Annotated in this window: 11 protein-coding genes; 10 read left to right on the top strand and 1 reads right to left on the bottom strand. The window is 57.1% G+C overall.

Annotation, left to right across the window (positions count from 1 at the left end):
* Positions 1 to 198: 198 nt before the first annotated feature.
* The 3 genes from MNU25_RS12570 to ytvI are packed head-to-tail and all read left to right on the top strand — an operon-like array spanning position 199 to position 3399.
* Complete coding sequence (locus tag MNU25_RS12570) at positions 199 to 1056, top strand: DegV family protein (RefSeq protein WP_240985387.1); 858 nt, start codon at positions 199 to 201, stop codon at positions 1054 to 1056.
* A gap of 25 nt (positions 1057 to 1081) precedes the next feature.
* Positions 1082 to 2353 carry a D-alanyl-D-alanine carboxypeptidase family protein gene (locus MNU25_RS12575; RefSeq protein WP_240985388.1) on the top strand — a complete coding sequence of 424 codons (1272 nt, stop codon included), beginning with the start codon at positions 1082 to 1084 and terminating at the stop codon, positions 2351 to 2353.
* Positions 2350 to 3399 carry a sporulation integral membrane protein YtvI gene (gene ytvI / locus MNU25_RS12580; RefSeq protein ID WP_240985389.1) on the top strand — a complete coding sequence of 350 codons (1050 nt, stop codon included), beginning with the start codon at positions 2350 to 2352 and terminating at the stop codon, positions 3397 to 3399. Before MNU25_RS12575 ends, ytvI begins: the two co-directional genes overlap by 4 nt.
* Positions 3400 to 3555: 156 nt before the next feature.
* On the opposite strand, the gene MNU25_RS12585 is transcribed toward ytvI, so the two are convergent.
* The gene (locus MNU25_RS12585; protein WP_240985390.1) at positions 3556 to 3711 is read right to left on the bottom strand and encodes a DUF1540 domain-containing protein; all 156 of its coding nucleotides are present in this window, start codon (positions 3709 to 3711) and stop codon (positions 3556 to 3558) included.
* Between the two features lie 490 nt (positions 3712 to 4201).
* Between MNU25_RS12585 and miaB the strand changes: the two genes are divergently transcribed.
* The 7 genes from miaB to MNU25_RS12620 all read left to right on the top strand — a co-directional run bounded on the left by miaB (position 4202) and on the right by MNU25_RS12620 (position 15068).
* A complete protein-coding gene (miaB, locus tag MNU25_RS12590; RefSeq protein WP_261487239.1) occupies positions 4202 to 5527 on the top strand; it encodes a tRNA (N6-isopentenyl adenosine(37)-C2)-methylthiotransferase MiaB in 1326 nt (441 codons plus the stop codon).
* A gap of 185 nt (positions 5528 to 5712) precedes the next feature.
* The gene (locus tag MNU25_RS12595) at positions 5713 to 6126 is read left to right on the top strand and encodes a YlbF/YmcA family competence regulator (RefSeq protein ID WP_240985391.1); all 414 of its coding nucleotides are present in this window, start codon (positions 5713 to 5715) and stop codon (positions 6124 to 6126) included.
* Between the two features lie 102 nt (positions 6127 to 6228).
* Entirely contained in the window at positions 6229 to 8775 is a 2547-nt protein-coding gene (gene mutS / locus MNU25_RS12600) for a DNA mismatch repair protein MutS (protein WP_240985392.1), read from the top strand.
* A gap of 17 nt (positions 8776 to 8792) precedes the next feature.
* Positions 8793 to 10511: a hydantoinase/oxoprolinase family protein gene (locus MNU25_RS12605; protein WP_372503629.1), complete on the top strand. Its 1719-nt coding sequence runs from the start codon at positions 8793 to 8795 to the stop codon at positions 10509 to 10511.
* 246 nt (positions 10512 to 10757) lie between these two features.
* Positions 10758 to 12098: a histone deacetylase family protein gene (locus tag MNU25_RS12610; RefSeq protein ID WP_240985394.1), complete on the top strand. Its 1341-nt coding sequence runs from the start codon at positions 10758 to 10760 to the stop codon at positions 12096 to 12098.
* A gap of 23 nt (positions 12099 to 12121) precedes the next feature.
* The gene (mutL, locus tag MNU25_RS12615) at positions 12122 to 14050 is read left to right on the top strand and encodes a DNA mismatch repair endonuclease MutL (protein WP_240985395.1); all 1929 of its coding nucleotides are present in this window, start codon (positions 12122 to 12124) and stop codon (positions 14048 to 14050) included.
* An 82-nt stretch (positions 14051 to 14132) separates the two neighbouring features.
* Positions 14133 to 15068 (top strand): class I SAM-dependent methyltransferase, encoded by a 936-nt coding sequence (locus MNU25_RS12620; RefSeq protein ID WP_240985396.1) that lies wholly within the window; start codon positions 14133 to 14135, stop codon positions 15066 to 15068.
* The last annotated feature ends 2 nt before the right edge of the window (positions 15069 to 15070 follow it).

A 15070-nucleotide genomic window follows, 5' to 3' on the forward strand; every position in this document is an offset into this window, starting at 1 on the left:
GTTTATATGACAGCAGTTAAAAACTGCTGCCTTTATTTTTTTCACTTCGATATTCAGCATCTGCTGAGCGAGTTCACTTTTTATCCGGAAAGAGAAACTCTTGGCGGGCATTTTTTGTTTCTGCCGCCGCATACTAGCAGGAGAAAGAGAAGTTGTCCCCGAATAAATAAACATACACACTGTTGAGGAGGGCGGAAGATGTCACTGGTTATACTGGTGGACAGTTCAGCCGACATTCCCAGGGAACGCGCTGAGGCAGCCGGTATTGAGGTCGTGCCGATGCCGGTAACTATTGGCGGTAAGACGTTTTTTGAAGGGGTAGACCTCTCCGCGGCGGAATTTTACGCCCAATTCCGGGCCCTGCCGGAGTTGCCCAAGACTTCGCAGCCCAATCCGCAATCCCTGCTGGAACGCTACAATAAGATTCTGGCGCAGGGCGACGAAGTTGTGGCCATTCATCTTTCTTCCCGGCTGAGTTCAACCTGGAGCACCGCGTCGATGGTCAGGGAGATGACCGCATCACCTGACAAAGTGCACATTGTCGACAGCCGGGGGGCATCCTTCGGTTACGGACTTTTGGCCTTGCTGGCCGCCGAAAGGGCCAAGTCCTGCCTGACGTGGGAGGAACTGGAGCCACAGGTCCACGACTTAAGAGACCGCATGCGTTATATATTTACTCCTGACACGTTGGAATTTCTGGTTAAAGGAGGGCGTGTGAGCCGAGCAGCCGGGATGGTGGGTAATCTACTGGATTTGAAGCCTCTGATGCGGGTGACGGCGGCGGGAAGCATCGAAGCGTTTGCCAAAGTGCGAACCCGGCGAGCGGCCCTGCAGCGCCTGGTACAGGTCATGGCGCAGGAAGCTGAATACCCGGAAGAACAAGTTATCGGGATCTCTCATTCCGATTGTCGCGGGGACGCGGAGTTGCTGGCTGAAGAAGTCCGCCGGCGCCTTCCCATCAAGGATGTCTGGTTCAGCGATATCGGCTGTGTTATCGGCAGCCACACCGGTCCGGGAACTTTGGCGCTCTTCTACTTGAGTAACCCGGGCAACTGAGAGGAGGCTGGCTTTCAGCAGAAGCATGAGACATAAGAAAAAGACATTAAAACTCATCGCCATAACTATACTCGTTCTGACCTTACTGGTCGCAAACTCGGGGTCTCCTGCCTCTGCCCAAACCGCCAATATCCCGCCTCAGGTACAAGGAGAGGCGGCTTACCTGATGGACATGCAGTCGGGACAGGTTTTGTATGCCAAAAACCCGGATGAGAAATTGGCGCCTGCCAGCACGACTAAGATTATGACGGCCCTTTTGGCCCTTCAATTAGGCAACCTCAATGATTCGGTCACGGCCAGTAAAACGATGCTGAACCGGAAAATCGTCTACGGCACCCAGATCTATCTGACACCGGGAGAAACGATGCCCTTGAAGGACCTTCTCTATGCAGTCCTGCTCAATTCGGCCAATGATGCGGCGGTGGACGTAGCGGAATACGTGGGCGGGGACTTGCCGCACTTCGTAGATTTGATGAACGAGAAGGCTAAAGAGCTCGGCATGGTCAACACGCATTTTATGAATCCAACCGGGCTGACTGAAGAAGGTCATTTTACGACAGCCCACGATTTAGCCATTCTCGCTCGGGCTGCTTACCGGAATCCGGTGTTTCGCCGCTACATTGCGACAAAAACTCACACCATTCCCCGGGCACAGGCCAATGTTCCCAAGTTAATGGTCAACGAGAACAAACTCTTGTGGCGGGATCCCGATGTGGACGGGATGAAGACCGGCTATACCGCTGCAGCCGGCAACTGTTTAGTCGCCACCGCCGAGCGGGGAGGGCGTCAGCTCGTGGGTGTCATTTTGAAATCTCCGGGTGGGGAAATGTTCGGCGATATGGAGAGGCTCCTGAATTACGGTTTTTCCTCCTCTACGACCACGGCCTACCGGCCGGCGGGTGCCGTCGCGGCAACCACCACGGTCGGAAAGCAGCAAGTAAATCTGGTTCTGGCCCAACCCATCTATGTCACCCAAAAGAGCGGCGAACCGATGCCGGACTTGCGTTTGACCCTGGCCCACAGCCAGCAGGGGTTGAAATCTGTGCGTAAAGGCGATATCCTGGCTCAACTGGAGGTGTGGGAAGGGACGGATTTGTTGGACACAATCAATCTTTTGGCAGATCGTTCGGTTGCGCCGCCCGTCCCGGCTGAGGTTCCCGCCGCAGCGGGTTACCTTTATTTCACCGCCTTAGGGATCCTGTCTTTATTCGTCCTGTACCTTGGCACACGTTGGGCCCAGATGGTTAAGACGGAAAGAAAACGAGACGCCCACAGAAGAAGGGAGTCCAACCCGTGAACGCAGTCACGAAGAACTTTCTTGTCCGCGCTCTGAAGTTTATCGGGTTCTGGATCGTCGTCGGAACTCTTATCTATTTGGTAGGAAAATTCTCCTATTTATTTTTACCTTTTATCCTGGCTTTCATCTTCACTTCCATCATCAACCCTCTCAAGAAGTTTTTAATTCGGCGCTTACACTGTCCCCCAACCGTCGCTGTTCTCGCGGCCATGGTGGCCGAGATAGGCGCCTTCGCTTTGTTGGTTACCTTTCTGATCACCAGGGCCGTGCGGGAAGCCCACGATATCATCGTCCACTGGCCCTTTTACAGCGAGTTGCTCGAACGCGTCTTTTCCCATTGGCTCAATACCGTGCAAACCGCTTACTTCAACCTTCCCGGCAATTACACAGGGTACCTCAACAACACCTTGAACGGCTTGCTCAAACCCGTACCGAGCCTGCTGACGCGTGGTTTCTCGTTGGCGGCCGCGGTTCCGGAATGGATGATCATCATCGTGGTCAGCCTTGTGGCCACTTTCTTTATGTCCAAGAACAGTCAACGCTATATTTCCGCCTTCGTCCGCATTTTTCCCTGGGAATGGCAAGATAACCTGCGCGCGCTGGGCCGCGATTTCGCCGGTGCTTTCAGCGGTTTCATTAAAGCGGAGTTCATCGTTTTCCTGCTGATCCTTGTCATGTCGATCGGCGGCTTACTCCTGATCCACGCTCGTTACGCCCTTGTTCTCGGCACGATCACCGGCATCGTCGGTATCCTGCCGGTTCTGGGTGTCGGCCTGGTCCTCGTGCCTTGGGCGGCTGTGTCTTTACTCATGGGGCACACTTGGTTTGCCGTTGAGCTCCTCCTGATAACGACCGCCGTTACGATTATGCGCCACATTGTTGAACCCAAAATACTCGGAGATAATGTGGGACTTGATCCCCTTCTTGTTCTAATCAGCATGTATGTCGGCCTGGCGGCGACAGGGATCATCGGTTTGATTCTCGGTCCGTTTATCCTCATCGCCTACAATTCTCTGAAAAGAGCGGGCGTCTTCCGCAGCCTCTGAAAGGAGGCCCCCCTGTCAAAGCCTAGGCCCGCCTGTGAACTCCTGCCTTTTCACCATTTCGCCGTTTCTTGATACGATCCGGCCGGACTGTGGGCTTGTTTACTAAAAAGCCGGAGATTCGCGTCTCCGGCCTCCACTTGTTTAGCCTCTGCTTGTTTAGCCTCTGGCCCTGAATGTACCGCAGTCTGTCGCTTCGACCGAAGCGACGTCCGCATGGTGCCGGGTGATCTGGATGCTGTCTGCTTTACAGATCTTGGCCTTTTCGTTGTAAATACAGTCTGTCACATTGCAGCGGACTTCGGGATTTTCCATTGCGCTCTCACCTCCGGCTTTATATTTCCCAGTGTGGGGAAGTTTATCCTCTCGTGAGACCTTATGCCAAGTGCAAAGCCTCTCCCGGACGAGAAGAGAGAGCATTGGGGCCGCCGGATGAGGAAAAACCGCACGTTCGGCGACGATGAGGGCCGGCATCCCGTGAAGATCCGTTTCCGTCTGTGTTTTCCCCTTCGGGATGGTTTGTTCTCGCAGGCGAAATCCGCTATAATAGAGCCTGGCACGGGGCAGCGGTCCGAATAGGCCCGCGCGCTGCCGAGGCGGCGGGCAAACAAGCGGATAAGGCGGCGAAGCTGCCGAGCCGATAAGCCCGCGTGGTACTAGAGCGGCCGGGCGGTCTCGGCCGGGTGACAGAGCCACGGGCCCAGCGCTAAGCCCGCGTGGTACTAGAGCGGCCGGGCGGACAAGGAGATGCACAACTGAAGCAACGGGCAGCCGCACTTTGAGAAACGGTGAGGGATGAAAGAACGTGTGCGTTATAGATAAAAAAGTAGTAACTCTGGTCTACGGCTGTCAGATGTCTGAGCGCGACGCGCAAACGCTGAGGGAGATCTCCGTGCGTGAGGGGTATACGAGTTCGGAGGACCCCAATACGGCCGACCTGATCATCATCAACACCTGCTGTGTCAGGGAGAGCGCCGAGAACAAGATACTCGGCAAAATCGGGGAATTGAAAAAGCTGAAAGAGAAAAACCCCAACCTTAAGATAGCAATCACCGGTTGCATGGTCCAGCAACCGGGAGCATTGGAGCGTTTACGCAAACGCGCTCCGCACGTGGATATTTGGACCGGGACCCACAATCTGCACGATTTCGCCCGTCAATTGAAAACGGCGGAGCGTTCAGGCAAGTCCGCCGAGGTTTGGCCTGAAGCCGGAGGGACGACCGAGTCCGTACCTTTGGCCGAGAAAGGCAAGCTCAAAGCCAACGTGAACATCATGTACGGGTGTGACAATTACTGCACCTACTGTATTGTGCCCTATGTGCGAGGAAGGGAACGCAGCCGGCCCGCCGAGGAAATCCTGGCGGAAATAGAGGCTTTGGCGGAGAGCGGCTGCCGCGAAGTGACCTTGTTGGGACAGAACGTTAACTCCTACGGCCGAGACCTAGCCTCCGGCCCGGACTTTTCCGCCTTATTGAGGGAGGCAGACAAAATTTCCGGCTTACTCAGAGTTCGTTTCACCACCTCACATCCCAAAGATCTCTCCGATGACTTGATTGATACCCTGGCGGGCGGCCGGCATCTCTGCCACCATATTCATCTGCCCGTACAGGCAGGAAGCGACAGGATTTTACGGCGCATGAACCGCAAATATACCAGGGAATACTATTTGAACAGGGTGCGGGCGATCCGGGAACGCCTGCCGGGAAGCAGCCTTTCCACCGACATCATCGTAGGCTTTCCGGGAGAGACGGAGGAAGACTTTAGCCAGACTTTGGCGGTGGTGCGCCAAGTCCATTACAGCCAAGCTTTTACTTTTATGTTTTCCCGGCGTTCCGGGACTCCCGCCTTCGCTCTGCCCGACCAGGTTCCCCTCGAAGTCAAAAAGCGCCGTCTGCAGGAGTTGATGCGAGTACAAAATGAGGAAAGCCTGAAGTGGCGGCAAAACATGCTCGGCAAAACCTGGGAGGTCTTGGTCGAAGGGCCCAGTAAATCAAACCCGGAACGTCTGGTGGGACGGACACGGGGCAATGAGGTCGTGGTTTTTTCCGGGACGCGGGATCTGAGCGGACAACTGGTTTCCGTGAAAGCAGAGGAAGCCAATTCCTGGACCCTCTTCGGAGAACTGGCCTGAGTACCGGCGTCAAAGAGTCGTTTTCGTCGTTTTCCTAAACTTTTCAAGCGGTGAATAGTTGCGGTTAGGGCGGGAAGCGGCAGAAAATCCCGGGGAAAAGGATGGAAGGAATCGAAGAATTGGTGTAGAATCTATTAGGTGTGGATTCGCCGGCCGGAGACATCCGGCTGAGAGAAGGGCAGGAGGTGTTAAACATCGACGCAGAAATCTATGACAGAGCTCAAAGCCTGGCCGAGGCCATAGGCGCCAGCTTGGAACTCCGTGATCTCAGGGAAACCGAGCGCATTATGCTGGCCAATGAAGAAGCTCAAAAAATCATTGCCGAGTTTCAAAGTATGCAGCACCGTTTGCAGGAGCGCCAGGAACAAGGCCAGGAAATCTCCGAAGAGGATAAAAAAGCGGTGGCGTTAATTGAGGAAACCGTGGAAAACAATCCGTTCATTTCTCCTTACCTGCAGGCCCAGGACAGATTCACTGAGATGCTCGATTCAGTGAATTCGATTTTGGCGGGCGCAATCGCTTCCGGGGATACCGAAGCGGATGATGGCTGTGCTTCATGTGGTACGGGCGGCTGCAGCAGCTGCCAGGGTGGTTGTTAGGCTGCGACGACAAACCATGCATCCGGACTCGGGAAGGAAGAGCTCGTGAACAGGCTCTTCCTTTTTGCAAGGAAGGTTTGACGGAAAAGGGGATATTTTGGTATGAGTACTCCCATGATGCAACAGTATCAGGAAATCAAGGCCCGGGTTGGGGATGCGATCCTTTTCTTCCGTCTCGGCGATTTTTATGAAATGTTTGGGGCGGATGCCGAACTGGCGGCACCGATCCTGGAAATTGCGCTCACCGGGCGGGAAGCCGGTGAGGCGCGACGCATTCCTATGTGTGGGGTACCTTATCACTCCGTCGAGCACTACCTGCCTAAGCTGATCGCCGCCGGCCATAAAGTGGCCATATGTGAACAAGTGGAAGATCCGAGGTTGGCCAAGGGGATCGTGAAAAGGGAGATTGTCCGGCTCGTTTCTCCGGGCACACTGACAGATGGTTTGCTCTCCGGCCAGGACAACAATTTCCTGGCCGGCGTCTGGCACGATGGTGCCTGGGGACTGGCTTTCCTGGACATGACGACCGGTGAGTTCACCATCTTTGAGACAGAGTCCTTCGACATCCTGCAGGCTGAGCTGGCTCATGTCCGGCCGGCCGAACTGCTCTTGCCTAAAGAACTTCTCAAGCAAGCCAAGCCTTGGCAGCCTTATTATTGCACTGTGCGGGAGCGCCGCGATTACGTCGGTACGGAAGATTTGCGTGAACACTTTGCCGGACAAGCGGCTCTCTTGGAGGAGCATCCGGCAGCCGCGGGGGCTGCCGCAGCCCTCTGGCGCTATGTTTTGGCCAGCGTGCCGGGCACGACTCCCTCACATGTTCTGGAAATCAAGCTCTATAATCAGGATCGCTGGATGGTTCTTGACTCCTGGACCCGGCGGAATCTGGAACTCAGCGAGAGTCTGCGCGGGAAAGGGAAGAAAGGAACCCTGTTTTCCGTGCTGGATTTGACTAAAACCGCGGCCGGGGGAAGGCTTCTCAAACGTTGGCTGGAACAGCCGCTCCTTTCCGTCGCTGAGATTGAAACGCGTTTAGCCGCCGTCGAGGGACTCTACCGGGACGAATTCCTACGTTCGGATGTGCAAAAACTGTTGGACGAAGTTTATGACCTCGAGCGTCTGATGGGAAAAGTCTCGTACGGAAGTGCCCAAGCCAGGGATCTCCTGGCTCTGGCCCAGACTTTGAATGTTCCTCCTTTACTGCGCGCTTTGTTGGCTCCCCAGGCCGAACCGTTGGCAAACTACTTGCGGCGGGGGGACGATCTCGCCCTCCTGAAAGAAAAACTGACAGATGCGCTCAATCCGGACATATTGAGCGGTTCCGCTCAGACCTCCCTGATCCGGGCCGGCTATTCGGCCGAGGTCGATGAACTTAGAGCTGTCGTTTCCGGCGGGCGGGATTGGATAGCCGCTTTGGAAACCTCTGAAAAGGAAAGAACGGGAATTCGCTCCCTCAAAATCGGCTATAACAAAGTATTCGGTTACTATATTGAGGTCACTCATGCCAACGCCGGACTGGTTCCGGCAGATTATCAGCGCAAGCAGACCCTGGCCAACGCGGAACGCTTCGTGACCCCGGAACTGAAGGAATACGAGCAGAAAATTCTGACGGCCGAAACCCGTCTCGGGCAGTTGGAGTATGATATTTTCGCGGCTTTGCGCGAGGAGGTGCGCAGCCATACCGAGGAGATTCTCCAACTGGCCCAAGAACTGGCGCAGATCGACGTCTTTGCCGGCCTGGCCGAAGCCGCCGTGCGATACAACTATGTCCGCCCCGAAATTTCAGCCGCCAAAGAGATCAGAATCAGCGAGGGCAGGCATCCGGTGGTGGAACAAATGCTGGGAACACAGGCCTTTGTTCCGAACGACACTTCTTTAACCCCGGAAAAACACCTTGGCATCATTACAGGCCCCAACATGGCCGGGAAATCGACCTACATGAGACAAGTGGCTTTGATCGTCCTCATGGCCCAGATCGGCTCCTTTGTTCCTGCCCAAAAGGCCAAAATCTCCCCGGTGGACCGGATTTTCACGCGGGTCGGAGCTGCCGACGATCTGGCCGCGGGACAGAGCACTTTCATGGTGGAAATGCAAGAGGTCGCTTACATCCTGCGCCATGCCACCTCCGCAAGCCTGATCATTTTGGATGAAGTGGGGCGCGGAACGGCTACATTCGACGGTCTAAGCATTGCCTGGGCCTTGGTGGAACATTTGCAGCGACATCCTGCTCTTAAGCCTAAAACTCTCTTTGCCACTCATTACCACGAACTGACCCAGTTGGGGGAATTGCCCGGATCTTTCAACCTGCATGTCAGTGTCAAGGAAAAAGGGGAAGACATCGTCTTTCTGCATAAGATTCTGCCCGGCAAAGCGGACCGCAGCTACGGTATCCAAGTGGCTCGGCTGGCCGGTGTCCCGGCGGAGCTCTTGCAAAGGGCAAAAGTCCTTCTTCGCACCCTGGAAGAATCCTCTCAGCAGGAAACGCTCATGGAGGAGGCGGCGGTCACCCAGTTGGCCCTCTTTGCAGAACCGGAAACTCATCCTCTGCTCGACGAAATCGGCGCTTTGCCGCTCGAAGATATGAGCCCGCGTCAAGCCCTTGAGTATTTGTTTGACCTCCGGACCAGACTCAAGGCGACGGATGCTTAGGCTTGTTCAGCTGAAAAATGGGAGGGGATATCTTGCGCAGACATGTTGGAATTGATGTGGGGGGGACATTTACGGACGCGGTCCTGATCAATCAGGAGGAGATTGAGAACAAAACCAAGGTCCCAACCGATCAGGACAATCTTCTGCATACCCTGCTCAGCGCGCTTGATCGTCTGGGCCTTGACGGGGGTAACCCCGTCGATGAGATCACGGTCAGCACAACTTTGGTCACCAACGCGATTCTGCAAGGGCGCTTTCCGCCGGTTGAGCTCTATCTGCTTCCGGGCACAGGTATGAAACTGGAGTCTCTGTCCTGGCCCGTTCCGTACAAAATCATGTCCGGAACTATCGACTACCGCGGCCGGGAAGTTCTGCCCCCCGACGAACTTCAGTGGCGGCGGATTCTCCAGGAGCGCAAGCTGAACCCGTCGAAGTCGGATCATGTGGCCATCGTCGGTAAATTCTCCCACCGGAACCAATTGCACGAAGAACAGTTGGCTGCTTATTGGCGGCAGGCCGAGCCCGGAGTGAACCTTGCTCTCGGACACGAGTGGGGCCAAGCCAATTTTTACCGCCGCAGCCTTACGACCTATCTCAACTTGGCCAGTCAAGATCTCTGGCAAGAATTTGCCCGGGAACTTGAACGGGCTGTTTGCGAGCGCGGCTGTCACGCTCCGATCAAAGTGCTGAAAACGGACGGGGGAGTTTTGCCGCTGGACCGGGTCCGGCCTGTGGAGACCATTTATTCCGGGCCGACCGCCGGGGTGCTCGGGGCTATGGCTCAAAACCCGGATGCCTCGTACGTTGTGGTTGACATCGGAGGAACGACCACTGACCTGGGGATCGTTCTGTCCGGCTCCCCGCTTGTGAGCGTTCGCGGAGCCAAGATCGGCCCCTACAAGACGCTGGTCCGCTCCCTGGCGGTCCGTTCCGTTGCGGTGGGGGCGGATTCCGCTATTGTGCGGGAGGCGGGCAGCCTGTCTTTAGCCCGCTATCGCCTTGGCCCGGCCTATTGCCTGGGCGGTCCGGCTCCGACGCCCACCGATGCTATGTGCTACCTGGGAGTGGTGCCGTACGGCGACAGGGTGCGAGCCGAAGAAGCTTTAGCCTCGCTCCTGCCTGATGAACATCGTCTGCCGGCGGACCTGACAAGGCTGGCAAAGTCCCTGCTCGAAGAGATGGCCGGCCGGCTGGCAGTGGAAATAAGAGCCATGGAACAGGAGTGGCAAGATGAACCCGCCTACAAGATTTGGGGGGTTTTGCATCCCCAGGAAGCGCGGCAGTTTTATGTCTGGGCCAGCGGGGGCGGGGCCCGGGGACTGCGGGACTTTCTGCAAAGAAAACTGCATACCGAAGTGCGCGTGGGCCAATTTCCGGAAGTCTCCAATGCAGTGGGGGCCGCCCTGGCCAGGCCGACTTTTTCCTGCACGCTTCATCTCGATACGGTACTGGGGCGGTTCAGCGTGGAAGAGGCCGGGGAACAGGGGAAGTGGCAAGGAGCGAAACGCCCGCACGCGGAAGTGGACAGTTTTCTCGAAAAAACCGCCGAACGCCTGGCCGGCGCCAAGAGCATTGATCTTACCGGGGCGGAAAAAGAGCCGTTTGACTTTTTCCCCGTTGTCCAAGGGTACCGGACCGTCGGGCAGATCGTGCGCGGTCGTCTCTACGTTCCCCCGGGTGTATGGGGGCACCTGCACCAGAGGCCGGAGGGCGGAAGCCGGAGGGCCGAGACCTGAGTATCCGGTATCCCGGCTCTCTTGCGCGGCCTGGGGTGGCTCCGCGGGAGGAAGGCCGGGCGTTGGTTCCGCCTTGTGGTGCCGACGGCCCAGGCCTAACTGCAACCGGGGGCGGTGGTCGCAAGCCGGATGTCAGGGGTCAGAAGTCGGAGCTCAGAGCGTGAGTACCCGGTGTTTTAGTGCCGATGGCGGCATAGGAATTCATCGTGCGGGCAGGGCGGCGCACGTGGGAGGGAGGTACAGGCAGTGAACAAGACAGGTATTTTGTTTTTCCCGGCTTTCGACTGGTCATTGGGCGAAACTCACCCGGAGAGGGAAGAACGCCTGCTTTACACTCAAGAGCAGCTGTTCGAGGAGGGGGTTTTCGATCTCCCGCAAATCAGGCAGTTTGCACCAGGCATGGCTCCTTTAAGCCAAGCTCTCCTCACTCAGGGGATCTTCCCGCATCCGGCTAAGCATGACCTTACAGCCCATCTCATCGCCGCGGGGAGTACTCTCGTTCTCGGTGAGGCCCTGGCCGAAGGGCAAATTCAAAACGGTTTCGCCCTGGTGCGTCCGCCCGGGCATCATGCGGGGGCGACCGTCCTGGGCAACCGCGGCTTTTGCACCTTGAACAACGAAGCGATTCTCATCAACCACTTACGCAGCAAATATGGGGTTAAGAAAGTTGCTGTGGTCGACACCGATGTTCACCACGGCGACGGAACCCAGGATATTTTTTACCATGATCCCGGCGTTTTATTTATCTCTTTGCACCAAGACGGGAGAACTCTCTATCCGGGGACAGGGTTTGCCTCGGAAAAAGGAGGTCCCAACGCTTGGGGGATGAATTTGGACATTCCTCTCCCGCCCGGCACGGGTGATGAAGGGATTCATTATGTTTTGGAAAACTGGGTTTTGCCGCGCCTGGACGAATTCAAACCCGATATCGTTATTAACTCCGCCGGGCAAGACAACCATTTCAGCGACCCTCTGGCTTCAATGAACGTTACGGCTCGGGGTTACGGCCGCATCACCGAACTGGTGAAACCGGATCTTGCCGTTCTCGAAGGCGGATATTCCATTGAAGCCGCCCTGCCCTATGTAAATCTGGCCATTCTGCTCGCTTTGGCCGGAGAGGATTATAACGGAGTCATGGAGGCAGAAAAACCCAATCGCCCGCAGGTGAGCTTCACCGGCTTGGTTTCCCGGGTTAAGGAGTTGAAAGCGGAATACGCGCAGGCTCAACCCAATTGGGTCTGGCGGTCGCAGCCTTATTTGCCGGACGGCACTTGGGCTTACATCCCGCGTATGATTTATTACGATACCGAGGGGTTCCAGGAAGTTCGCTTCGACAGGGTGCGCAAGTGTGCGCACTGCGGGGGAACCGTTTTCATCGAAAGCCGGCGTCCTCCTTCCCGGGGCCGCTATGCCCTGGTCCGAATTCCTTTCGGGGCTTGCCCCGAATGCAGCCAAGCCGGATATGACCTCTGGGAATACCTGATCGGCCGCGCGGAAACGGTGCAGCTCCAAGACCAGGCGGGCGCCCAAGTCCTCTTTTGGCACTTGGACGAAGGTGTAACCCGCTTTTCGACAGTGCAGGAGTGAACGGTTTGAAGGAGTGACACGCTTTGGCCTCTCTGATCCGGGTCCTTGATCCACAGTCCGCCAACCGCATCGCTGCCGGTGAGGTGGTGGAAAGGCCTGTCTCTGTCATCAAAGAATTAGTGGAAAACTCCCTGGACGCCGGGGCCAAGCATATCGAGATCGCAGTGGAGGGAAGAGGGACCTCCCTCATCAGGGTGCAGGATGACGGCTCGGGTATCCCCGCCGCCGAAATGCCGCTGGCCGTCTTACGGCATGCGACGAGCAAAATCCGCCGGGTGGAGGATTTGGATACACTCAGTACTTTGGGCTTTCGGGGGGAGGCCCTGCCCAGCATCGCTTCGGTTTCGCGCCTGGCGCTGACCTCGCGGCCCCCGGGAGAAATCAGCGGCAGGATCTTGCGCCTGGAGGGCGGACAGCGCGTGAGTTTTGATGAGATCGGGGCCCCTGTCGGCACCACGGTTTCTGTGGAAAATCTTTTTTATAATGCCCCCGCCAGGCTGAAGTTCCTGCGCTCGGACAACACGGAATTCGGTTTGATCAGCGATGTCGTGGGCAGAATAGCCTTGGCACACCCGGAAGTCGCTTTCAAATTAACCCACCCCGAGCAGACGGTTCTGCAGACGGCGGGCCGGGGCCGGTTGCTGGAAAGCATCGGCACGGTCTTGGGCAAAGAGCTGGCCAGACGTCTTCTTCCCCTCTCCCTCGAGCAAGGGATCTGGTCGTTGGCGGGATACTTAAGCCCCCCGGATTTGGTCCGCTCCTCGCGCCAAGCCGTAACCTTCATTGTCAACGGGCGCTGCGTCCGCTCCCCGGTCTTGATGCGAGCCCTTGAGGAAGGTTACCACACCTTGATCCCTGTCAAGTTGCATCCCCTGGCCGTCTTGCACCTGAAGCTGCCGGCTTCGGAATATGACGTAAATGTGCACCCCGCCAAGATGGAGGTAAAATTCGCCCATGAGCAAGCCTTAGCCGATTTTCTCACCGCTGCGGTGCGCCGGACCCTGCTGGATGCGGGCCGGGGCCGGCGCAATTCGCACTGTCAGCGGCAAGAGGCGGAGACGGCCGCCGGTCAATCGGGAAGCCCTCCAGCCCCGGGGATGGCCGCTGCCGGACAAGAAAACCCTTCGTCTGACGTGGTAGCGGCCATCTCCGAACAGCCCGGACTCTTGTCCCTTGATGTTTCCTCACGAGACAGTTCGGGCTTTCGCCAGACGACCCCGGCTGCGGACATGGTCGCGGAAACCGTTCAACCTTCGACTATCCGACTTCCGACCGAACCGGACCCCATGCACCCGCCCGTCGCTTTCCTGTCCGCTCCGGCAGAGGAGCCGTCCCCGACTCCCGCCTTGTTCGCCGAGGCGACGGGGCTGACCGGTTCCAATCTCTGGCCGTTGGCTCAGGTCTTAAACACGTATATTTTGGCCACTGACGGTCGCAGCTTGGTCATCGTCGACCAGCACGCGGCTCACGAACGCATTAATTATGAGCGTCTTCTGCGCGAGATCCGCGGCAGAAAAACAGTCAGCCAATCCCTTTTGGTGCCCGTTTCGTTGGAACTCAGTTTGCGGGAAGAACAGGCACTTTTGGAGCATCTCCTGGACTTGGCAAAGATCGGTTTTATCCTGGAGTATTTCGGACCGCAAACCTATTTGCTCAGAGCCGTACCTGCCGAGACCCCGCCGGATGCCGCCGAACACCTTCTGCGCCGCTTTTTGGAAGAGATCCTGCAGACCGGTGTCCAACCGGGTTACGAGCGGTTGTTTGAGACCTGGATTTATCTCTTGGCTTGCCGGGAATCGGTCAAAGCCCGGGAAAGTTTGTCCATCCCGGAAATGGAACAGCTCTTGGCGCGGTTGGCGGAGACGGAGAACCCGCAAACGTGCCCCCACGGACGCCCGACGATGATCCAAATCAGCCGCGGCGAGTTGGAACGCCGCTTTTACCGTCGCTGAACAAGCCGGGCCGCATGCTCCCGGCTGCTTTAGCCGGCCTTGGCCAACGGGAGGTTACGATAGGTGGAGGAGTGAAGCGGGCGTGGCCCTGGAAGAAATGTCCGTTCTGATTCATACCGTACATCCGGATCAAAGACTTGCGGAAAAAGCCCGCTGGTTTCAAAGGCAGCCCGGAATCCGCTGGCTGGAGCGTCCCGCCCGGAGGGCAGAGCGCGCGGGACTTACGGCTGTACCGGGAGCAAATCCGTCCGGCCCAGGGGAAACTCCGTGCGGCCCGAGAGCAAATTCGTCCGGCCCCAGGGAAACTCCGTGCGGCCCGGGAGCAACTCCCTCCGACCCGGCGGAGCTGAAAATTACCCGGACCGGAGTTTTTCTGACAGTGTCGGGAGAAAGTCTGTATTTCCACCCCAGTATGGCTTTGCTTCGTCTTTTGAACATCGAACGGGGTGAGCCGGATCGCTTTCTTGAAGCCTGCGGCCTGGGAAGGGGGGATTCCCTCTTTGATGCGACTCTGGGCCTGGGCAGTGACGCCCTTGTCGGAGCTTGGGCCGTCGGCAGCACGGGTTCGGTCCGGGCGGTGGAACGTTCCGGCATTTTGGCCGCCCTGGTCGGGGACGGCCTCAATGACTTAAGAAGAACAACGGCAGGACTCAGAAAAAGTCCCGAAAAAGAACGGGCCTGGGCCCATTTGCGCGAAGCGGCGGGCAGGATTGAGGCGCACTGGGGCGACCACTTGGAAGAATTGCGCAAGATGCCTGCGCAAGCTGTGGATGTCGTGTATTTCGATCCGATGTTTCGCCATACCCGCAGCCGTTCGGCCGCTATACAGCCCTTACAGCGCTGGGCCGAGAAAGAGCCCCTCAGCCGCGACAGCGTACGGGAAGCCTGCCGCGTGGCCCGGAAAAGAGTCGTCATGAAAGAGCGGAAAGGCAGCCCGGAGTTCGAACGTCTCGGTTTTGAGGTTTTCCCGGGCGGCAGGTATAGTTCCGTGGATTTTGGCATAGTGGACTTGAGGTGAAA

Origin of the sequence: Acididesulfobacillus acetoxydans (assembly GCF_902729405.1) — a bacterium.
GTDB lineage: Bacteria > Bacillota > Desulfitobacteriia > Desulfitobacteriales > Desulfitobacteriaceae > Acididesulfobacillus > Acididesulfobacillus acetoxydans.

What these genes read in the sequence shown, in the direction of transcription:
- MNU25_RS12575 (WP_240985388.1), top strand. Translation starts at nt 1,082, where the DNA reads ATGAGACATAAGAAAAAGACATTAAAACTCATCGCCATAACTATACTC.
- MNU25_RS12585 (WP_240985390.1), bottom strand. Translation starts at nt 3,711, where the DNA reads ATGGAAAATCCCGAAGTCCGCTGCAATGTGACAGACTGTATTTACAAC.
- MNU25_RS12570 (WP_240985387.1), top strand. Translation starts at nt 199, where the DNA reads ATGTCACTGGTTATACTGGTGGACAGTTCAGCCGACATTCCCAGGGAA.
- MNU25_RS12605 (WP_372503629.1), top strand. Translation starts at nt 8,793, where the DNA reads ATGGGAGGGGATATCTTGCGCAGACATGTTGGAATTGATGTGGGGGGG.
- mutS (WP_240985392.1), top strand. Translation starts at nt 6,229, where the DNA reads ATGAGTACTCCCATGATGCAACAGTATCAGGAAATCAAGGCCCGGGTT.